This is a genomic window from Thioalkalivibrio sp. HK1, from assembly GCA_000583135.1.
Taxonomy (GTDB): Bacteria; Pseudomonadota; Gammaproteobacteria; order HK1; family HK1; genus HK1.
Genome location: JFBG01000077.1, coordinates 16,033 through 37,338, shown reverse-complemented (window position 1 = coordinate 37,338; position 21,306 = coordinate 16,033). Strand labels below are relative to the sequence as shown.

Sequence of the window (21,306 nt, the reverse complement as noted above, 5' to 3'; positions counted from 1 at the left end):
GATTCGGAGTGCCGGCGGTGGTGGCGATCAACCAGTTTTCCGCCGATACCCAAGCGGAGTTGCAAGCGGTGGTCGATGTCGCCGAAGAGCGAGGAGCCAAAGCCATCGTATGCTCCCATTGGGCGAACGGCGGCGCCGGCACCGAGGATTTGGCACGGCATGTGGTGGAGATGATCGATGCCGATCAGGGCGCGTTTCGGACCTTGTACCCCGATGAGATGCCGCTTTGGGAAAAGGTTGAAACCATCGCCAAGGAGATCTACGGCGCCGCCGGCATCAGCGCCTCCCAAGCGGTGCGCCAACGCTTTCGCTATTTACAGGATCGAGGTTATGGGCACTTTCCGGTGTGCATGGCCAAGACCCAGTACAGCTTTTCCACCGACCCGTCGCAAAAAGGTGCCCCCGAAGGACACGAACTTCCCGTTCGAGAACTTCGGCTTTCGGCCGGAGCGGAATTCGTCGTCGCCGTCTGCGGGGATATGATGACCATGCCCGGGCTTCCCAAAGTCCCCGCCGCCCAAGGGATCCACATCGACGATCAAGGGCGTATCGAAGGGCTTTTTTGAAAGAGCCCCGCTTGAAAAGGACGATGCCGCGGGCATTCGCAAAGAGGCGCCGCTGCCGATCCGCCTTACGATCGGCGGCGGATTTGCCAAGACAGTCCATGCCTCGATGTCCGCTTTTCGCGCCCCCGATGGCGTCTCGATCGCGCGTGGGCGAATGCGCCCGGTGCCTTTGAATCATCCGGCGGCGATCGTCGATCGCGAACATTCTTCGGTTTTTTTCCATCTTCCATCGGACGATATCCGATGGGTTCCCTCAAAGCCGATTGAACTCGTCCTTCGGGGCCGTCCATTCCTCGTCGCCGGTGTAGATGACCACCGGGATGAGCAAGGGAAGGTTGTCGGGATAGCCGAAAGCGTTGCGGCGGGCGATTTCTCTCCGTAAAAGATCGGTATGTCGATGGATGCGTTGCCCCATATCGGGGGCGTCCTTGAACTGAAAGCGCACCATCAAAATAATATGACTCGGCCCGTTCTCGGTACGGGCATCCTCTTTTAAGGGAATACCCCACATCACATCGGTGCACCGCCACCGATCGGGTACCCAGCTATCGGGTATGCGCACCATGCCTTTGTAATCGAGGGCTTTGCACCAATTCGCCTCCAGCCCCCGCCCGACGAGATCTTGGATGAGGTCTTCGATGACCGAAGGGTTGGAGTAGATCTCCTTGATTGCTTGCCTTGCATCCTTCATCGGATTCCCCTTTCTCTCGATGTCGCCGCCGGATATCGATCAAGGCGGATCTCTCGCCGAGAAATCCCCGATATCCGAGATCGACTCCCTCATACCCTTAGACCACTCAAGGGCGAATTTGTTCATGTCCATCGAGAAGGGTTCGATTTGTCGCCTTGAAAGCGAGGCGATGAAAGAGCGAGGGGTGATCCGACCGAGTGGACAAGACGGATGGATGAGATCGCTTGCGAAAAAGATGGATAGGCAGGAAATCACTACGAGGAGCTGAGCCGATCGCCCGCATCCGATGGCAGCGGCAAAAGGAGGCGGGGGTGGGAAGGAGAGGAATGCCGGTAAGGAGAAGGGCAACGGATCGGGTTTTGCATCCCTTTTCGTCGCAGGGGTTATTCGAACCCCTCCCCCGATCGCCGATTGACCCGCAGGTCTCGATAACTCAGGTGCGCTACAAGGCGATCGTATCGGGTGTTGTCACATCGGGCGTCGGGCCAAGGAATAGACCTGCCCGGTCGGTCCGCCGGGCGGGCGCGTTGCCAGATACAAGGCAAGGGCCGCCACCTCGTCGGGATGCTTGATGCGCTCCCACGGAGGCAAGCCCTTCGGTAGAGCCGAAGACGATGCGGCCAGAATTTCCTCCGGGGTGCGCTCGCATCCCGAAGGAGGGTTGTCGAAGGTCATCGTTGCCGTCGGGCCGGGAACGAGGCTGTTGACATCGATGCCTCTCTCCCAAGTCTCGTTCGCAAGGCTCTGGGTCAGCATATTCAAGGCGGCCTTGGAGACATGGTAGGCACTGCTGTTCGTTCCGGCGACGAAGCCCTTGCCGGAGGTGAGGTTGATGATCTTGCCTCCTTCGTTGATATTCGAAAGCAGCAAGCGTGTCATCAGGTAGGGGCCGCGCACGTTCACCTCGAGCGTTTTCCACCAAAGGTCGGGGTCGCTGTCGGCGAAAGCCCCCCGCTCGTAATAGGCACCGGCGTTGTTGACCAAAATATCGATGCGGCCGAATTCCCTCAACAGATCATCGCAAAAGGTCTTCGTCTGATTCGGATCGGATAGATCCGCTCGCCGGGTGAAGCAGCGTCGGCCGAAGGTTTTCAACGATTCCTCCAAAGCATCGAGGCCGTCGGTGGATCGGGCGCAGACCGCCAGATCCGCCCCCGCCTCGGCGAATGCCAAGGCGATGGATTTGCCGATGCCCCGGCTGGCTCCGGTGATGACCGCAACCTTGTTCGAAAGCGGTGCGCTACTCATTGCGTTCGTTCGGCCTCCAATCGCTCGATTTCGGCATCGATCTCGGCGATCCCTTCATCCCACTTCACCGCATCCTTGGCGGTGAAGTGGGCCAAGGGCTGGGCTTTTTGCAGGCAATCGATGCCGTCCCAAGGCTTCGTATCGCAAATCATCGCAAAGGGCTTGTCGGTGGTTGCTCTGGCATCCTCGAAGGCATCGAGCAGATCGGCCACACTCGTGCCTTGGATCCGGCGCGTTTTGAAACCGAAGGCCTCGAATTTCTCATCCACCGGCTCGACCGACATGATCTTGCGGGTATGCCCCGAGGCCTGCATATCGTTGTTGTCGACGATGTAGCACAGGTTGGATAGTCGTTGATGTCCGGCGAACATCGCCCCTTCCCAAACATTGCCCTCTTGCAATTCGCCGTCGGAGAAAAGGCAATGCACCCGAGCGTTCGAGCCTTGCCTGCGCAGCGCCCAAGCCAGCCCCGCCGCTTGGCTCGGGCCCTGTCCCAGCGATCCTGCGGTGATCTCGAAACCCGGCTGTCCCTCGATCGGGCTTTGGTCTACCCAAGAGCCATCGGCGTTGATGGTCTTCAGGTCTTCCATCTCGTAATGACCGCTTTCGGCCAATGCACCGTACGTCATGATCGCATCATGACCGTTGGATAGGATGAAACGATCGAAGAACCAGCCCTTGCCGTCGGGGCGCATTTCATCGAAGTAAAGCGTCGCCGCAATATCGGCCAGAGCCACGCCCTGCGCTGCATAGCCGCCTTGCCCGCGGCAGATTTCGAGCACATTGCGACGGATCTTGGCGGCCACGATCTCGAGTTCGAGGATCGAAACGCCGCTGCGTGACCGCTTGCGATTCATCGGGCGAGCCCTTCGATCCGCATCGCCAGCGTTTGGGCGTCGAGGCCGAGCTGCGCCCGGATATAGGGCAGGGTGCCCCCCGGCGCCCATCGATTGGGCAGGCCCATACGAGTGATGCGAGGTCCGCCGCCTACATCGGAGACGATCTCGGCCACTAGGGAGCCGAGCCCGGTGACGATCTGGTGGTTTTCGATCGTTACCACCCGATGATGGGCGAAGGAGAAATCGGCGATCTCGATCTCGTTCACCGGTTTGATCGTCGGCACATGCAACAGCGAGTGATCCACGCCGCGATCTTGCAGGAGATCCGATGCCTCGAGGGCCCATTGCGAGGCATGCCCGGTGGCGATGATGCCGATACCGGAGCCCTCGCGCAGTCGATAGGTCTTGCCCAGCTCGAAGGTGAATTGCGCCGGATCGAGCAGCCGAGGCGTATTCCCCCGGTGGCCTCGGATATAGGTCAGCCCCGGGCGTTCCACCGCCGCATCGAGCGCCGCGCGAAAATCCGTGGAGTCCATCGGGTCGATCACCGCGGCATTGGGGATGGCGCGCACCATGCCGAGATCTTCGGCGGCCTGATGGTGGATCCGCGCGGGGTTGGCGATGCCGGGGGTGAAGCCCACCGCGATATTCGTCGGTCCATGCGTGCGATTCGTGCCCGGACCCGACCCCGTGCCCATGCAAATCATCATCTGATCGTAAGCGCGGCGGGTGATGTAGCAGGCAAAGCAGGTGGCGATCGGGATATAGCCCCCTTTGGCCACCCCGGCGGCCACCGAGAGCAGGTTCTGCTCCGCCATGCCCACATCGAGATGCTGTTCGGGCAACTCGTTCTTGACCCGCACGACCTGACAATACTTGCTCAGATCGGCGCTCAAGATCACCACATCGGATCGCCTTGCACAAAGGTCGTAGCTGATGGCGTCGAAGGGTGCGGGATCGAAGGTGCGCTCGCCGGTCAGGAGCATCGGATGGCTCGCCTTTAGGGAACGGGGATGGCGTTGGGGAGGATCACCTTTTCCAGACGCTCCTTGGCATCGGCATGGGTGATCCAATCGGGCGGCGGGAAATCGGCGGCCATCTCCCAATCGTCGCCGCTGGCCTCGATATGCGCTTCCAGCTGCGCATCGAAATCGTTCATCAAGGCGGCAAAGGCCGGATCGTCGACGAGGTTGTGCTGCTCGTCGGGGTCGGCGTTCTCGTCGAAGAGCAATGCGCGGTGATCCTTGCGGCGCATATAGAGCCAGTCCTTCGTGCGGATGCCGCGTTCGGCAAAGGGGGCGTATTCGCCGGGGTTGCCGCCTTTTTGCGTGAAGACCTGATACCAAATCGCATCCCGGTGATCGTCCGTTATCCCGTCGAGCACCGGCAGATAGCTCAGGCTATCGCGCCCGTTGGGCATCTCGATGTCGAGAAGGTCGAGCAGCGTTGCCATCATGTCGACGCCGACATCGATCATCGCCGCCGAGCGCTTGGGCTCGAAGCGCTTCGGATAGCGAACGATCAAGGGGACATGCATGGCCGCTCGATAGGCTTGGTTCTTGATGCCGCAGAAACTTCCGTGCTGTCCGCACATATCGCCGTGATCGGAAAGGAAGATCACCATGGTGTTTAGGGCGATCCCTCGCGCATCGAGCCGGTTGAGGATGCGGCCCAGGTTCCAATCGATGTCGTGGATCATGCCGTAGTACTCGGCGATGAACTCGCGGATCTCGGCTTCGCTTTCGACCTCGCCTCTTTTCTTGGTTTCGTGGGCCGCATGGCTCTTGTGGCCGGAGCGCGGATCGCCGGCGCAAAGCACCTCGTTGCGGTGTTTTTGCACCCTCGCCTGCAATTCGGGGTTTGCGGTCCCCGGTGGCAAGGGCACTTCGTCGGGGTCGTAGATGCGCCGCAGGTAATCCGGCATATCCATCGGGAAATGCGGCGGGCCGTAGCTGATATAGCCGAAGAAGGGCTCGGCGCTTTCGGTGCAATCGTCGATGAAATCGAGGAGATGGTCCGTTTGGTAGTCGGGCTCGTAGCGGGCGCAGTGGTAGGCTTGACCGGCATCGTCGTAGTGGATCGACGAGCGATAGTCATGACCTCGATTGAAACCCAGGAAGTGTTCGAAACCGAAACGCCGGTGAAGGGGTACGAAGCCGGGTTTCGGTCCGCCCTCCAAATGCCATTTGCCGATATAGCCGGTTCGGTAGCCGGCAGCGCGCAGATACTCCGCCAAAAATCCCTGCCCGCCTCGCAGCGGAAAGTGGTTTTGGATCATCCCGTGCCCCTGCGCGTACTTGCCGGTCAAGAGCGAGGCCCTAAACGGGCAGCAGATCGGGTAGGACACGTAGGCTTGGGAAAAATGAACCCCCTCGGCCGACAGCCGGTCGATATTCGCGGTTTTGATGACCGGATTGCCCGCGCAACCCATCGCATCGTAGCGCATCTGATCGGGGTAGACGATCAGGATATTCGGTCGATCGCTCATGTTTCCTCCGTGGCACGCCTTCGGCGCGATGCGATGGGCTCCCAAAGGATCGTCAACGCCAAGGCGGCATAGATCGCAAGGCCGATGGGGGTGTCGAAAAACTCGGTCACGCTACCGTCGGCGATGGTCAGCGATTGGCGCAGCGAATTCTCCAAGATGGGGCCGAGGACGAAACCGATGGACAGGGGCACCATGGAATAGCCCAATTTACGAATGACATAGCCCAAGATCCCGGCGCTTAGCAAAACGCCTACGTTGAAAAAAGAGTTCGATACCGAATAGATGCCGACGAAGCTCAACAGCATCACCGTGGGCACGATCACGGATGTCGGAACCCGAATGAGCTGAGCGGCGAAGCGGATGGCGACAAGGCCGATGAACATCATCGCGATGTTGATCGCGAACAACCCCAAGAAGATGGCGTACATGAGATCCGGCTCTTCCGAGAAGAGTTTCGGTCCCGGCGTCAGCCCTTGGATCAGGAGCGCTCCTAGCAAGACCGCCGCTGCGGGCGATCCGGGGACGCCCAAGGTCAGCGTCGGCACCAGCGCGCCGGCGACGGTCGCATTGTTGGCGGTCTCCGGAGCGACGATCCCTTCGGGGATGCCCGTGCCATATCTCTCGGGCGTTTTCGATCGCCGCTTGGCCTCGGAGTAGGCGAAAAAAGCCCCGACCGCCGCCCCCTCGCCGGGGATGATGCCGATGACGGTGCCGATGATCGACGATCGAAAAATGACGTCTTTCATACGCCCCAAGGTCTTCAGTCCCGGTAGCCTGACGGTCAGGCTCGTGTTCGAGAAATCGACCTTTCTCGCCGCCCGCTCGGCTCCGATCAGCACCTCGGACATCGCGAAAAGCCCGACGAGGAAGGGCACCAGCGGCAGCCCCTCGTAGAGGTGATAGCTGCCGAAGGTGTAGCGCTCGGTGCCGTTGAGCTCGTCGAGCCCCCAAGTGGTCAGGAATATTCCCAGCCCGCCCATCAGCAATCCCTTGGGCAGGCTTTTCCCGGCGACCCGCACGACGACGGCAAGCCCGAAAACCGAGATGGCGAGATATTCGCGGGGGCCGAATTGGACCGCAAATCCCGCCAGCAGCGGGGCGACGAGCATCAAGAAAAGGGCGCTGACCAACCCGCCGATGATCGACCCCGCAAGCGAAAACCCCAACGCCTCGCCGCCGCGCCCGGATTTGTACATATTGTGTCCGTCCAGGACGGTGGCGATCGCCGCCCCGGTGCCGGGGATGCCGACGGCGATGGCGGAAATCGAACCGCCGTAGATCGCAGCGGAGTAAATCCCGAGCAGGAGGGCCATCGCCGGGACGGCGTCCAAGTGGAAGGTGAACGGCAAGGCCAAGGCGATGGCGATGGGTGGACCGAGCCCGGGCAGGATGCCGATGACAAGGCCGACAACGATGCCGAGAATCAGCAGACCCATCGTCAGGGGGTCGATCAGAAGACCCGAAGCGGTGGTAAGAGCGGCGATGTCGAGCATCGCCTTTCACACCAGATCGACGTCGAGACCGAAAACGAAAATCATGGTGATAAACGCCGTCAGGAAGAGCACGATGAAATGGGTCGAAGGGGCTCTGACACCCATGGCAAGAAGGCTAAGAGGGCCGAGCAGCACCGCCATCGCAAGGAAGCCGAAAAAGAGCCATATCGAATAGCAGGCACCGGCGACGACGAGCATCGAAAGACCTTGCCTTGCCTCTTTGCCGTCGGCGAAGACGCTCTCGTCTTCCTCGCCCCCGGCGTTGCCGTGCACGAGATAGCGATAGCCCACGATCGCTGCGCAAAAAGCCGTGATCCCCAGCATCAGCTGCGGAAAGAATTTCGACGGTAGGCCCGAACTCGCCAGCAGCCCCGAGGTGGTGAACCCTTGCGCGAGGTAAGCGAAATATCCGCACGCCGAAATGATTAAAACGACGAAAACCAGATTGGCCGTCCGTTGGTTCAGCATGATGTTCGTGCTCGATTCGAGGTGTTTTTCGGGCGATCGATAAGAGCCCGCGCAAGCCCGCCGTCGTCGCTACTTGCCTGCGCAGGTCCTCTCGCTTCGCCCGATGGATCACCTTGAATGAAGCAATCCCAAGCCGTCGAGCAGCGGTGAATAGAGATCGATGCCGGATTGGATCAAGGCGGTGGTTTGTTCGACACCGTGGGTCCAGTCATAGCTGACCGCCTTGGGGATTTGCGAGATGAATTCTTGGGTACCCATGAACTCGGATGCCGCAAGGAGTTTGTCGACGATCGCTTGCGGGGTGCCGGACTTGACCGCAAGACCGCCGTGCACCCAAGTGCCGGCGTTCTTTCCGGGGAAGGCTTCGCCGACGGTACGAATGCCCGGCAGGTCTTTTTCGAAATAGTCCTTGCGCTGGTTGTCGAGGATGATCAAAGGGCGGATTTCATCGCCGTAGGCATGAATCGACGCCACCTGCCCGACGGCGACATCCACCTGACCGCCGATCAGTCCCGCCAAGGTCGCAGGAACGGTCTTGAGAGCCACGGTCTTGAACTCGAGTCCGAATTCGTTCGCCAGCTGAACTGCGGATAGATTCGGCGGGGCACCGAGATTGTTGACGCCCATGCCGAGTTTTTTCTCTTTCGCTCCTTCGATGAATTCCTCGAAGGTTTTGTAGGGGCTATCCGATCGCACATAGAGCGCATTGGAGGCCGAGATACCTGCATAGAGCGGAATGAAGTCTTTCAGCGGTTCGTAAGGCGTTTTGCGGGTCAAGGGGACGATCATGAAACTCGGCGGAGACCAGTTGAAGAGGGTATAGCCGTCCGCCGGGGCTTCCAATACGCTCATGGTCGCCGGGATATGCGCTCCCCCGGGCTTGTTGATGACATTGACCGGTACGCCGAGCGCATTGCTTAAGGCTTCGGCGTTCATGCGAGCCACGATATCGGCGTTGCCGCCGGCGCCGAACGAAACGATGTAGGTGATGGGTTTTTCCGGCCACTCGGCAAAGGCTGCGCCCCCCGTCAAGCCAAGAGCGGCCAATCCGGCGGCGATGAGTTTGATCACGTTCATGTTGGAAATCCTCCTTGGCTTCGATCGGGTCTTGGCGCCCGCAAACGGTTTGGATGGACGTATCTTCGAGGAGATCGATGTCATATCCGAAGTTCGAATGCGACATTCGAATGCGCAAATCGATTCGCGATTCGGCATGCGCTCGTTCGCTCGCTCGTTCAATCACTCACTCAGTCGAAAATTCCACCTTGAATTCGAGAAGATCACCGGGGTAGACGAGCGTTGCGGAGTAGATCAACGAGCCGGAGGCGTCGAGGAACTCGCGAAAGACGCGAAACACGGCGGAGTTCACCTTGATCTCGAGCGCTTGGGCCAGCGCGAAATCGGCGTATGAAATCGTGACCCTCTGGCGAGCCCTTTCCACGCCGACCCCGATATCTCGAAGGACCGAGACCACGATCTCGTTTGCGAATCGATCCGGGGCGCGTTCGAAAACACGATCGTCGAGCTTGATATCGACCACGCAAAAGGGTTTGCCGGAACGGGTGTGAATCCGACTCATGGTCCTGAAATATCGCCCGTCCTCGCTTTTTTCGATGGCATCGGCGCCCCGGCGAACGGAGACCTCCATCTGATTCACCATGGCGTAGATCTGCGACATCTCGGCTTTCATGTCGAGCGTATGCCGTCGGGGCACTTCGACCTCTTTCACGAAAGTGCCGCATCCGGAGCGTTTTTTGATCAGACCCTCGTCGGCCAGCGCATTCATGGCGTGAACGATGGTCATCCGGGACACGCCCAACTCCTTGGTCAGCTCGCGCAAGGGGGGCAGGCGAGTGCCCGCCGGCAGATGGCCGGAGACGATCTGATGTCGCAAGACGGCCGCCACCTCGGCGTGGAGCGGCACGGCGGTTCGCTTCATCGCTTGCAGGTTCATATTGACAACCTCCCATCCATAAAGGTATAAACATCCATACCTTTTACGATAGTAGCACGGATGGCCGATGAAAGCGAAACGCAACCTGGAAGAACTCGAAGCCATCGCGACTCGGCTTCGGCTCCATGTGGTCGATATGGTCGCTCCTTCGGGGCAGGGCTATGTTCAGCAGGGTTTGGGGGCTGCCGATATCTTCACCTCGCTTTATTTCTCCGAGGCGAGGATGGACCCCGCCGACCCCCTTTGGCCCGATCGCGACCGAATTTTTCTGACCACCGCCCATAACACCGCGATCTTCTACGCCACCTTGGCCGAGCGCGGTTTTTTCGATATCGAAGCCCTCAAGACTTATGTCACCGACGGCTCGGCGTTGGAGATCAACTCCTGCGAGCGCTTGGGACCCTTTGTCGAGGCCACCTGCGGCTCGCTCGGTCAAGGTCTTTCCGTTGCCGTCGGCTGCGCCTTGGCGGCAAAGCGACAAGGCCGTGCCTGCCGCTGTTATGTCATCTGTGGCGACGGAGAGATGCAGGAGGGGCAGATCTGGGAGGCGGCCATGTTGGCCGGTGCCAGGGGCCTGGATAACCTTTGCCTCATCGTCGATTACAACTTCGTTCAATCCGAAGGGTCGATGAATCGGGTGATGTCGTTGGAGCCCTTGATGGCAAAGATGGAGAGTTTCGGTTTTGCCTGCCAAGAGGTCGATGGCAACGATATCGGCGCGCTTTTATCGGCCTACGAAAAGGCGCGGGCCACCAAGGGCAAGCCGAGCTTCATCAAGGCTAATACCGTGATGGGCAAGGGTGTTGCATCGCTGGAGGGGCTGATGTTCCACCAGTTGCGCTTTCCCCCCGAAGTGGCGGCGAGCGCCCGCGCCGAGCTCGAAGCGCAGCTCGGCGAGATCCGTCGATGAGCGAGATATTGACCAAACTGGAAGCGGCGGATTTCATCAACCGCTCCTTCAAGCCCCTGCCTCGGTCTTATGGCGATGCCCTGGTGGAGGCCGCCAAAGCGGATTCGCGGATAGTCGCGCTGTGCGCCGACCTCGTCCCGCCGACCGAGACCGATCGCTTTCGCGACGAATTGCCGCATCGCTTCGAAAATGTCGGCATCGCCGAAGCCAATATGATCGGTATCGCCGGGGGCATGGCGCGCTCGGGCGAGATTCCCTTTTGCCATTCCTTTTGCGCTTTCATCGTCAAGCGGGCTTTGGATCAGATCACCATGCAAGCGGCGTATCCCAAACTCCCGATCAAACTGGTCGGTTTCTTGCCAGGGGTTGCGACGATCTTGGGCGTTTCGCACCAAGCGATCGAGGATGTCGCGATCCTGCGCGCGGTACCCGAGATGGCGATCTTCGAACCATCCGGCCCCGAATATCACGCCGCGATGGTGCGATTGGCCCTTGATTGGGACGGCCCGGTCTATTTGCGGATGAAACGCCCCGAGACGCCCCCGCCGCCCTTCGAGCCTCGAACCCTTTCGATCGGCAAGGGGGTGATCCGCCGCGAGGGTGGCGATATGACGATCATCTCCGCCGGTCTTTGCGTGGCGGAATCGCTTGCAGCCGCCACGACCTTGGGCGAAGAGGGTATCGATGCCCGCGTGGTGGATATGGCATCGATCAAGCCCCTCGATGCTGCCCTCGTTTTGGAAAGCGCGGCATCGAGCGGCGCCATCATCACTGCGGAAAATCACAGTATCGTCGGCGGACTGGGCTCGGCGGTCGCCGAGGTCTTGGCGGACGAGGGCATCGGCCTGCCCTTCAAGCGCATCGGAGTGCAAGATCGTTTCTGCGAGGGCGGCACCACGCCATATTTGATGAATCAATTCGGCATCGATGCCACGGCCATCGCCGATGCCGCGCGCCAGGTGATGCGAAGGAAAGGATGAGCACCGGTTTTCGGGGGAAGGGAATATCTTATATGTCGATCCGAAAGCGGGCAAGCCGAGCCCAATCTTTCGATCGATGCAACCGTGAGATACGATATCCAGCCTTAGGGATGATATTGATAGGGGGAGGGACGGCAACGCTCGGGGCGCCGATCATGGGCGCCCCGAGCGTTTGTCGTCAAAGGGAACCGGTAGATTCAGACGAAATGCGACCCTCTCTGCGCCGAGTCGATCCTAAATGCGTCCAGGCCCCGCCCATCACCGTTTTTCAAGCCGAGCCCGCTTCCCCATGGGTCATCTCGTCAAAGGTTCGCCCTAGAAATCGACCATCAACCCATCAGGTTTACCGAAGGCGATACCGGCGACATTGCAAGCGATTTTCAGATTCTTGATTTTGGTCTCGCGGCCTATTTTCGTATATAACCACCATCCATCAATAATCTGTATGGTGACACTTTGCTTCTCCAAAATCTCCGGACTGGCCAACTCATGCTCCGATCGCGCCAGCGCTTTGGTCTTGGGAAAGGAAAGTTCGGGGGCGAGTCTATCCAAAAATCCGGGATTTTCTCGCTCCATCAGTTCGATAATTTTAGCGTAGGCATCGATCTGATTCTTGGCCTCATGGCGCGTTCCTTTGAAAGTGAACGAAAGGGTTTTACCTGATTTGCTCCGGTCGATCGATTTTCTCGATGTCTCGTTATCCTCGCCGAGGATTGCCCTTCTTTCTTTTTTCTCGAATGAGGTATGGCGCTTTTTCTGTGGTCCATTGGATGTGGTCGATTTCCTCGCAAAAGGGGTTTGCGAAGGGCGAATAAAAGCGGTGGCGTCTCGATCTCGTAGGCTTAATATGAACGCCATGACATCTTCGTCTTGCGGAGCGTAGCCTGAGATGGACGATGTCACTTGGATCAGAATCTTTGCCAGTCGGCTATCGGCATCTCCTTCTACTAATTTATCCCAAGCATGAGGAATTGCATCGCGGGCTCGCATCTGATTTTTTCGCTGACTTTGATCCCTTTGGGCATATTCGATGGCCTTGCCGGACTGAAAATTCTTGAAAGACAGGTAGCGAATCAATGCCTTGGCCATTTCTTCTAGATCATGCTCTTCGATTTCAAGGGTACGAATCAACCGATCGTCATAAGAACCGCCCGGTTGGAGGTAGTAAAAACGCCAGCTCTTCCCGTTGGTCAGAACTGCAGTGGTTGCCCCCGTATGATATGCATATTCGAAGATTTGCTCATCTCCGCTGGTGTTTTCCGGTCTTTTGAGTTCGATGATGCCTTGAGGAGCGTTGGTATCGGATAGATTGAACAAGGCCAAATCTACCTTTGGTGCAGGTCCTTTTTTCCGTTTGGAAGACTTGAGAGGATACTCGGGGATTATCTGGTTCGGATCGGTGATCGACCATCCTAATTTGGTGAGAACAGGCAAAACGATTTGCGCTCGCACGGAGGCTTCATTGAGATACGCCCCTTTGCGGAAATTCTCCTTTATTTCATGCAAAAGATCGATCAATGTATTCATGAATGTCCTCCTTGAGGCAGATCTTGCCCGGCAACTTCCACCATATCCGACGAGATGCGGTGAGATTTTGAAATCAGTATACCGCAAAATCAATAGCCCTAAATACTTGGCGGTGTCAAGGACCGGGTAAGAGGGGATCAAGGGCGGAAAATTCGGCCAATTGACCTAGGGCGATCAAGCGTTTGGGGTGCCTCGGGGGAAATGAGAGGGTGGGCTAGAAGCCTTGCGAAGATACGGATTGATGGTGTAGCGAAGCAGGTATTTCGGTGAAAATGTCGAATTTTCGTGCCAAATTGTCGCAATTTCTCCCAAATTCTTTGATTCGAGCCCATTTTCCCTCATCGAAGAAGGAGAAAGCCCCCTATTGTGGCTGGGTCCCGACTCCGCCATTGGCTCGGATGGTTGTGGATTTCTTCGAAATATTGTGATACAATCGTATTGGAGCAATCACCGAATTCCGGAAAAAAGAAGAGATTGGGGGCCGGTCGATCAGTTCGAGGGTAGGAGAAACGACCGTCTTCGTTGCTTCATGATGGAATTCAAGTGCTGGGACGAGGCCTTTTCCGGGCCTTCGGTATTTTCATAATATCCTTGGAGAAAGAGGCATGATTGAAGAAAGAAAAGAAATTTCGATTCATCTTTACGATGACTCATCGAAAGGCATCATGCGAATTGATTATGATAATTGGAGTGGAACGGTCATTGTTTGTCCTAGATCCCATATCAGGGATCTGCTTTCATCCGATTGGAAGGAAAAGTGTGGCCGTCATGGAATATATTTACTGCTGGACGATGACGATCCCCCGAAGATTTATATCGGGGAGTCTTCGAATGTTCAGGGACGTCTGCGAAATCATTCTTATAAATTGGAAGAAAAAATCAAAGATTTTTATTGGACGAAGGCATTCATATTCACCGATATGGGTAAGAATTTTGATAAAGCAAAGATCAAAGATTTGGAGTTACTCATGATTGAAAAAGTGCGTGATGCTAAACGAGCGATGCTCATGAATGTACAAAATAAAAAATCTGATCCTACTATAGAGTCATCTCGATCAGAGTTGGGACCGACGGAAAGATATCTGAATCACGCTCAAGATATTCTTACTGTCATTGGATTTCCCTATATGGATTCTATACGACCTTCCGCAGAGAGGGAGAAAAGAGATATCCCTCTTGAGAAACCAAAAACCTTGCGAAAGAAAGGTTCGGAGGAAGGGACTCAGTCACAAGACAACTTGGCTGAAAAACCTCGTCGTTTCCATTTTCATGGGCGTGGATTTAAAGGAGAAGGAATTTATCAAGGCTTCGGTTTCGTGATCCTTGAAGGATCGATCGGCAAGAAGGAACAGGCACAGTCGCTGAGACCGGAATGGAAGGATATGCGTCAATCACTGATACGGAAAAATAAAGTCATAGAGAAAGAACAGCATATTGAATTCAATGAGGATGTTCTGTTCAAGAGTCCCTCGGCCGCTGCGTCTATTCTTGCGGGGGCGATGAGGAATGGCTTGATATCATGGAAGGATGGTGCCAAGCGAACCATCAAACAGCTTGAAGAAAAAATGTTGGATGTGCGATTCGAATCGGCAATCGACGAGAAAACTACCAACAAGAATAAGAGGGCGAAAAAATCCGCCGGTTCATCGAAGCGACCAACGGGGAAGTCTACGCCCACTTTAGGGACCACTGGGATTAGGCGGCTTCTCGATGCAGGCCTGATGAAAGCAGGTGATAAAATATGGCTGGAAGTGAAGGGTAAGCCTAGTTCCAAGGCAACTCTGACAAAGAACGGGCTTTGTCGTTTCAGGAAAGAGTTGATGAGCCTGAATGACTATGCCAAGGAGGTCACGGGTGCTAAATCGATCAATATCTATCGTAGTATCATCCATGGCCCTACCGGTGATGTAGTGGACAAATTGCGTAATCAGCTGAAGTAAGAAGATTGAATGATGTAGTGCCTTGGAATCATGGAAGCCTTGCGGGGCTACCATGATTTCGGGGCTTGTTCGGTATGGCCGATCGGGTATGTTTATCGATAATCAATCATGGCTATCGATAGGGTATTTCAAATTATTTATCGGGATGGTTCCCAAAGGCTTTTCTTCTACGAGGAAGAGCATCTTATCTAGCATCGGAGATTCTCTTGAAGGGGGCTGCTTAAATAACCCTCGGTCCATAGATTTCCCAAGGGCGCACCGTTTTCGAAAAACACTTCGATATCCTTAATATCCTTTACAGGAACGACCTTGGTAAAGCCTTGGGGGTCTCGATGAACAAGACGAACCTCCTCGGGCTTCATGGCGTCGAGAAGAAAAGGGGAGTGGGTGGTGATCAGCATCTGTGAATTTTCGGATGCGCTTCGGAATTCTTCACCTAACCGATACATCAAATGGGGATATAGGCAATTTTCCGGCTCTTCGATACCAATGAACCTTGGGGGTGTCGGATCGTGAAGAAGAGTCAAGTAAGCCAGCATCTTCAATGTGCCGTTGGATGCATGTTTGGCTGAAATCGGATGTTCGAAGGGGGTGTCCTTGATTTGGAGCGGCAAACGACCGTCAGTCATCATATCGGCGTTTGCGCGCTCGAGGTGAGGAATGCTGTGGCGCATGATGGAAAATATACGATCGAGTCGCTCGGGGTGTTGCTCCTTGAGATGCTGAATTACATCGGCAAGATTGGAACCGTCCTTGCTCAATCTCTTTTGTGATCCTGCTTCCGGCTGGTTTCGGGTGTTTTCGATGGATAGGCAGGATAGATACCAATCCAAGATGAACTCTCGCAGGGCCGCCACTCGGGGGTGATCCGACATCGTTCCCAAAGTGTTGACTGCTATCGTATCCGGATGATGGAATTTGATCGGGAGGCTGTCGTCGATTTCGTCAGGTATCTCTCCGCCGATGATAGATCCCTCGCCGTCTTTGCAATCCAGAAAATGAAAGATTCGTCCCCGAGGCTTGCGTCGCCATCCAATCCATTCTCGAATCACGATCAAGCCTCGATCTTCTTCGTCGATCTCCAAGTGATAAGTGATCAAAGGAGTTCTTGGTTTCTCCCGATACTTGATTTCAAATTTGATCGCTTCGTGTTGGCCGCGGGTTTTAAGTTCTCTCGCACGGCCTCGTTTATCCCAAGCATGACGCAGGCTGAATAAAAAACACTCGGAAAGAAATTCCAATGCATCGAAGATCGTCGACTTGCCGCTACCGTTGGGGCCGATGAGAACGGTCAGCGGGGTGAGATTTTCGAGTTCGATCTTTTTCAGGGATCGATAATTCTCTATCTTGATGGAATCGATACGGGTGATGTCGTCTTCATTATGTTCGCTATCGGTCGTCACGGCTTGTCTCTTATGAGCGGTGTGTTTTTCTCGAACCGGCGAAGGAATCGAGTCGGTTGCTCTGAATATCTACCGCAAGAGTTCTCGGACTCCGGCGTCGATTCCGGCGGGGGTCAAGGGGTACATCCGGTTGTCCATGAGTTTTCGGATGATATCGATGGAGGGGGTGGTCGGCCATCTTCGTTTCGGCTCGGGATTGAGCCAGATGGCCTTCGGGTAGTGGGTGAGGAGTCTTTGCATCCATATAGCGCCCGCTTCTTCGTTCCAATGCTCGACGCTGCCGCCGGGGTAGACGATTTCATAAGGGCTCATCGTTGCATCCCCGACGAAGATGATTTTATAGTCGGCGGTGTAGGTGCGCAGTATCTCGGCAAAGGGGGTGCGTTCGGTATGGCGTCGATCGTTATCGCGCCACAGGGATTCGTAGATGCAGTTATGAAAGTAGAAATATTCGAGATGCCGAAACTCTCCGCAGGCGGCGGAAAAGAGTTCCTCGCAAATCTTGATATGATCACTCATCGAACCGCCGGTATCGAGGAAGAGCAATACCTTGACCGCATTGCGACGCTCGGGGACCATGCGCACATCGAGAAGGCCGGCATTGCGAGCGGTGTGATGGATGGTTCCGTCGAGATCCAACTCCTCGATGGTGCCGCATTCTCTGGCGAACTTGCGTAAGCGTCTCAATGCCACTTTGAAACTGCGGTTGTCGAGATCGAGGTGATCGTCGAAATTCCGATAAAAGCGTCGATCCCAGACTTTGACGGCTCGCCGATGACGAGAACCATCCTGACCGATGCGTATTCCTTCGGGGTTGTATCCATAAGCCCCGAAAGGAGATGTGCCGGCGGTGCCGATCCATTTACTTCCGCCTTGATGTCGATCGCGCTGTTCTTGGAGGCGCCGGCGCAGGGTTTCCATCAATTTCTCCCAACCCCCCAACGCTGAAATTTGCGCTTTTTCCTCTTCCGAGAGATGGCGCTCGGCCAGTTTTCGTAGCCATTCCATCGGCACTTCGGGGGAGATGCGATCGAAAAGGATTTCCCGGCCTTTGAAATAACTGCCGAATATTTGATCGAAGCGATCGAAATGGCGTTCGTCTTTGACCAGGCTCGTACGCGCCAGATAATAAAAGTCATCGACGCCGAGATCGCCAATTCCTCGATCCATCGCTTCCAACAGGGAAAGATATTCGGTGATGGAGGCGGGGATGGACGCCTCCCTTAATTTGAAGAAGAAGTCGATGAGCATCGATCGGGATTATCTATATTCACGATCGATCGCGTTGTCGATCGAGAAATAGAAGTTGTTCCAAGAGATCGACATCCTGTTCGTTTTTCAAAAGAGCGCCGTAAAGGGGCGGGACGCTCGTTTTATGATCTTCGCTATGCAAGGCCTCGGGAGGGATATCCTCGGCGAGCAATAATTTGATCCAGTCGAGGAATTCAGAAGTGGACGGTTTTTTCTTCAACCCCGGCATTTCTCGTAGGTCAAAGAAAAGACGCAAGGCCCGATCCAATAACCGTTGTTTGATGCCGGGGTAATGAACATCGACGATCTTTCGCATATTGTCGGCATCGGGAAAGCGTATGTAGTGAAAGAAGCAGCGCCTTAGAAAGGCATCCGGGAGTTCTTTTTCGTTATTGCTGGTGATGATGACGATCGGTCTGGTCGTTGCCCGCACCGTCTTGCGGGTTTCGTAAACGAAGAACTCCATGCGATCGAGTTCGAGCAGGAGGTCGTTCGGGAATTCGATATCGGCCTTGTCGATCTCGTCGATCAACAGAACCGGGCGGATATCGGAGGCGAACGCTTCCCAAAGTTTTCCGCGCACGATGTAGTTGGCGATATCGTGCACCTTCGGATCGCCGAGCTGGGAATCGCGCAAGCGCGCCACGGCATCGTATTCGTATAAACCCTGCTGCGCCCGAGTGGTCGATTTGACATGCCATTCGATCAGCGGCTTTTGCAAGGCCCGGGCGACCTCGATGGCCAGCATGGTTTTACCGGTACCGGGTTCCCCTTTGACCAAAAGCGGTCGTCCCAAGGTCACCGCGGCATTGACCGCCATGGTGAGATCCCGGGTGACGACATAGCGGTCGGTGCCGTCGAAGCGTGAATCCTGCATGTTCTTTTTCCGGATATTCGCAGATATCAGCCGTGGAAAAAATCACCGATGACGCTGATCGTGCGATCGATGGATTTTTCGTCGATATCGAGATGGGTGACCAACCGAATCGGATTGCCGTTATCGATACGAATACGATGCTTGGCGCAATGCTCGTTGAAGGATCGGAGGCGATCCGGGGCGATCTTTGCAAAGACCATATTGGTTTGGATCGCGTTATGGTCGATATCGATACCGTCGATTCCCATCAACCCGTCGGCGAGTCGGCGGGCGTTGGTATGGTCCTCGGCCATCCGATCGATATGATGTTCGATGGCATGGATGCCGGCGGCGGCGATGATGCCGATCTGACGCATCCCCCCGCCGATGATCTTGCGCCAGCGCTTGGCTTCCTTGATCAAATCCCCTTTGCCGACGAGCAGCGTTCCGGCGGGGGCGCCGAGTCCTTTGGAGAGGCAGATCGAGACGCTATCGAAGAGCGAGGTGATCACCGCCGGCTCCACCTTCAAAAAGACCGCGGCATTGCATACCCGAGCCCCGTCGAGGTGGAAAGAAAGACCGTGGGTATCGCAAAGATCTCGGGCTTTTTGCATATAGTCCACCTTGAGCACCTTGCCGGAAATCGTGTTTTCAAGGCTCAAAAGGCGGGTGCGGGCGTAATGGAAATCGTCCGGTTTGATGGCGGCGATCACCTGCTCAAGATCCAGCGTACCGTCCGGCAGAGCCTCGATCGGTTGGGGTTGGATTCCGCCGAGCGCCGCCGCTCCGCCGCCCTCGGTGCGATAGTTGTGAGCGCGGTGGCCGCAAATATATTCATCGCCCCGACCGCAATGCGCCAGCAGGGCCAATAGGTTGCCTTGGGTACCGCTCGATACGAACAAGGCCGCTTCCTGACCGAAGCGTTCTCGGGCCATGGCCTCGAGGCGATTGACGGTCGGATCCTCGCCGAAGACATCGTCGCCGACTTCGGCATCGGCCATCGCCTTGCGCATCGCAGCGGTCGGGAGGGTAACGGTATCGCTTCTGAAATCGATCGCTTGCATGGGTCGAGTCGCTCGTTTCGTTCGATGACGAATCGGATTTCAGCCCGCAAAGGGCCGAAAAGGGGCAGGGTAAGGGATAGCGAAGATCAGCCGATGACGAAGGGATTGGCCATTTCCTCGGCGGTGGATATCCAAACGCTCTTGGTCTGCATGTACTCCAAGATCGCCTGTTGGCCGAGTTCCCTTCCCAATCCGCTGCGTTTATAGCCACCGAAGGGCATCGCATAGCTGACCGCCCGATAGGTATTGACCCAAACCGTGCCCGCTTGGAGACGCTCGGACATCATGATCGCTCGGCGGGTGTTTTCGGTCCATACCCCGGCCGCCAAGCCGAAGACGACATCGTTGCCGATGGCCACGGCTTCCTCGTCGTCATCGAAGGGGATGATCGAAAGCACCGGGCCGAAGACTTCCTCTTGGGCGATACGCATATCGTTGCGCACCCCGGTGAAGATGGTGGGTTCGACGAACCAGCCGTCGCCGCATTCGGGGCGTTCGGCGCGGGTGCCGCCGAGAACGGTCTCGACCCCTTCTTCCTTGGCGATATCGATATAGCCGAGAACCTTTTCGAACTGGGGAAGGTTGGTTACCGGGCCGACTTGGGTTTCGAGCTGCATCGGGTTGCCCATCTTGGCGGTCTTGGCGAAGGAAACGAGCCGATCCACGAATTCGTTGTGGATCGAGCGTTGCACCAGCAAGCGCGAGCCCGCGATGCAAGTTTGTCCGGTGGCGGCGAAGATGCCGGCCACCGCCCCTTTGACCGCGTTGTCGAGGCGCGCATCGTCGAAGACGATATTGGGGGATTTTCCGCCGAGTTCGAGGCTCACCCGCTTGATATCCCGAGCCGCGATGGAATAAAGATGCGCCCCGGTCGCCGACGATCCGGTGAACGCCACCTTGCGCACCATCGGATGCTCTACCAAGGGTTGTCCCGCCTCCGGTCCGAAGCCGGTCACCACATTGACCACCCCTTTGGGGAAGCCCGCCCGCTCGATCAGTTTGATGAACTCCAAAGCGGAGGCGGAGGTGTATTCCGATGGTTTGAGCACCATCGTATTGCCCGCAGCGAGGGCGGGGGCGAGCTTCCAAGCGGTGAGCATGAGCGGGGAATTCCAAGGGATGATCCCCACGCAAACGCCCAACGCCTCATGGCGGGTGAAGGTGAAGGCGGGTTTGTCGGAAGGAACCACCGCCCCTTCGATTTTGTCGGCGAGTCCGGCATAGTAATGATAGATGCTCGGGACATAGCGTAGCTGCGCCGCCATCTCGCTAAGCAGTTTGCCGTTGTCTTGAACCTCCAGCTCGGCGAGGCGGTCGGCATTTTCCCGCACGAGTTCGGCCAATCGACGCAGCAACGCCCCGCGTTCGGAAGGGTGCATCGAGCGCCACGCCGGATCGTTGAAGGCTCGATGGGCGGCTTCGACCGCTCGTTGCGCATCATCGGCGTTGCCGCGGGCGATCAGTGCCCAAGGGCGAGCGGTATAGGGGTCGAAACTTTCGAAATATTCCCCGGACGAGGGGGCGACGAATTCGCCGTCGATGTACATGTCGAAACGTTCGAGTGCAGGGTCGGTCAGTGCCGGATTCGCGGCCATGATGGTGATCTCCCGATGGAAATTGGTCGAGGG

At 56.6% G+C, this 21,306-nt stretch carries 19 protein-coding genes; 4 read left to right on the top strand and 15 right to left on the bottom strand.

All coding sequences use genetic code 11. The features are described 5' to 3' along the window. On the top strand, positions 1-566 hold a 566-nt coding region (locus BF99_RS0117400; protein ID WP_025772109.1), incomplete at its 5' end, for a formate--tetrahydrofolate ligase. Positions 567-819: 253 nt separating this feature from the next. On the opposite strand, the gene BF99_RS0117390 is transcribed toward BF99_RS0117400, so the two are convergent. From BF99_RS0117390 to BF99_RS0117335, 9 genes are all read right to left on the bottom strand, one after another. Further along, positions 820-1,257: an Rpn family recombination-promoting nuclease/putative transposase gene (locus tag BF99_RS0117390; protein WP_025772107.1), complete on the bottom strand. Its 438-nt coding sequence runs from the start codon at positions 1,255-1,257 to the stop codon at positions 820-822. A gap of 468 nt (positions 1,258-1,725) precedes the next feature. Further along, positions 1,726-2,505, bottom strand: a complete 780-nt coding sequence (locus BF99_RS21395; protein ID WP_025772105.1) for an SDR family NAD(P)-dependent oxidoreductase — start codon at positions 2,503-2,505, stop codon at positions 1,726-1,728. Next, positions 2,502-3,362: a transketolase gene (locus BF99_RS0117375; RefSeq protein WP_025772104.1), complete on the bottom strand. Its 861-nt coding sequence runs from the start codon at positions 3,360-3,362 to the stop codon at positions 2,502-2,504. Before BF99_RS0117375 ends, BF99_RS21395 begins: the two co-directional genes overlap by 4 nt. Then, positions 3,359-4,330, bottom strand: a complete 972-nt coding sequence (locus BF99_RS21390) for a transketolase family protein (RefSeq protein WP_051482970.1) — start codon at positions 4,328-4,330, stop codon at positions 3,359-3,361. The genes BF99_RS0117375 and BF99_RS21390 overlap by 4 nt, the downstream gene beginning before the upstream one ends. Positions 4,331-4,344: 14 nt before the next feature. After that, on the bottom strand, positions 4,345-5,832 hold the full coding sequence (locus BF99_RS22225; RefSeq protein ID WP_051482969.1) for a sulfatase family protein: 1,488 nt from the start codon (positions 5,830-5,832) through the stop codon (positions 4,345-4,347). Next, positions 5,829-7,325: a tripartite tricarboxylate transporter permease gene (locus tag BF99_RS0117350; protein WP_025772098.1), complete on the bottom strand. Its 1,497-nt coding sequence runs from the start codon at positions 7,323-7,325 to the stop codon at positions 5,829-5,831. Before BF99_RS0117350 ends, BF99_RS22225 begins: the two co-directional genes overlap by 4 nt. A 6-nt stretch (positions 7,326-7,331) precedes the next feature. After that, entirely contained in the window at positions 7,332-7,793 is a 462-nt protein-coding gene (locus BF99_RS0117345; protein ID WP_025772097.1) for a hypothetical protein, read from the bottom strand. Positions 7,794-7,901: 108 nt separating this feature from the next. Further along, positions 7,902-8,870 (bottom strand): Bug family tripartite tricarboxylate transporter substrate binding protein, encoded by a 969-nt coding sequence (locus tag BF99_RS22220; protein ID WP_197019208.1) that lies wholly within the window; start codon positions 8,868-8,870, stop codon positions 7,902-7,904. A gap of 166 nt (positions 8,871-9,036) precedes the next feature. Next, positions 9,037-9,747 carry a GntR family transcriptional regulator gene (locus BF99_RS0117335; protein ID WP_025772094.1) on the bottom strand — a complete coding sequence of 237 codons (711 nt, stop codon included), beginning with the start codon at positions 9,745-9,747 and terminating at the stop codon, positions 9,037-9,039. A gap of 67 nt (positions 9,748-9,814) precedes the next feature. Here BF99_RS0117335 and BF99_RS0117330 point away from each other — a divergent pair, with 67 nt between their 5' ends. Next, complete coding sequence (locus BF99_RS0117330; protein ID WP_025772093.1) at positions 9,815-10,657, top strand: transketolase; 843 nt, start codon at positions 9,815-9,817, stop codon at positions 10,655-10,657. Further along, entirely contained in the window at positions 10,654-11,637 is a 984-nt protein-coding gene (locus tag BF99_RS0117325; RefSeq protein ID WP_025772091.1) for a transketolase family protein, read from the top strand. The genes BF99_RS0117330 and BF99_RS0117325 overlap by 4 nt, the downstream gene beginning before the upstream one ends. 315 nt (positions 11,638-11,952) lie before the next feature. Here BF99_RS0117325 and BF99_RS0117320 read toward each other — a convergent pair whose 3' ends face one another. Then, on the bottom strand, positions 11,953-13,305 hold the full coding sequence (locus BF99_RS0117320) for a type I restriction enzyme HsdR N-terminal domain-containing protein (RefSeq protein ID WP_156013440.1): 1,353 nt from the start codon (positions 13,303-13,305) through the stop codon (positions 11,953-11,955). A gap of 464 nt (positions 13,306-13,769) precedes the next feature. On the opposite strand from BF99_RS0117320, the gene BF99_RS0117310 reads away from it, so the two are divergent. Further along, positions 13,770-15,104 carry a GIY-YIG nuclease family protein gene (locus BF99_RS0117310; RefSeq protein WP_081759335.1) on the top strand — a complete coding sequence of 445 codons (1,335 nt, stop codon included), beginning with the start codon at positions 13,770-13,772 and terminating at the stop codon, positions 15,102-15,104. 188 nt (positions 15,105-15,292) lie between these two features. On the opposite strand, the gene BF99_RS0117300 is transcribed toward BF99_RS0117310, so the two are convergent. The 5 genes from BF99_RS0117300 to BF99_RS0117280 form a co-directional block, all read right to left on the bottom strand. Continuing rightward, positions 15,293-16,507, bottom strand: a complete 1,215-nt coding sequence (locus BF99_RS0117300; RefSeq protein ID WP_025772086.1) for an AAA family ATPase — start codon at positions 16,505-16,507, stop codon at positions 15,293-15,295. A gap of 69 nt (positions 16,508-16,576) precedes the next feature. Further along, the gene (locus BF99_RS0117295; protein WP_025772085.1) at positions 16,577-17,758 is read right to left on the bottom strand and encodes a vWA domain-containing protein; all 1,182 of its coding nucleotides are present in this window, start codon (positions 17,756-17,758) and stop codon (positions 16,577-16,579) included. A 19-nt stretch (positions 17,759-17,777) separates the two neighbouring features. Further along, positions 17,778-18,635 carry an AAA family ATPase gene (locus tag BF99_RS0117290; RefSeq protein WP_025772084.1) on the bottom strand — a complete coding sequence of 286 codons (858 nt, stop codon included), beginning with the start codon at positions 18,633-18,635 and terminating at the stop codon, positions 17,778-17,780. A 26-nt stretch (positions 18,636-18,661) separates the two neighbouring features. Further along, positions 18,662-19,678 carry a low-specificity L-threonine aldolase gene (ltaE, locus tag BF99_RS0117285; protein ID WP_038098898.1) on the bottom strand — a complete coding sequence of 339 codons (1,017 nt, stop codon included), beginning with the start codon at positions 19,676-19,678 and terminating at the stop codon, positions 18,662-18,664. Between the two features lie 86 nt (positions 19,679-19,764). After that, positions 19,765-21,273 carry an aldehyde dehydrogenase gene (locus BF99_RS0117280; protein WP_197019207.1) on the bottom strand — a complete coding sequence of 503 codons (1,509 nt, stop codon included), beginning with the start codon at positions 21,271-21,273 and terminating at the stop codon, positions 19,765-19,767. Positions 21,274-21,306: the final 33 nt, after the last annotated feature.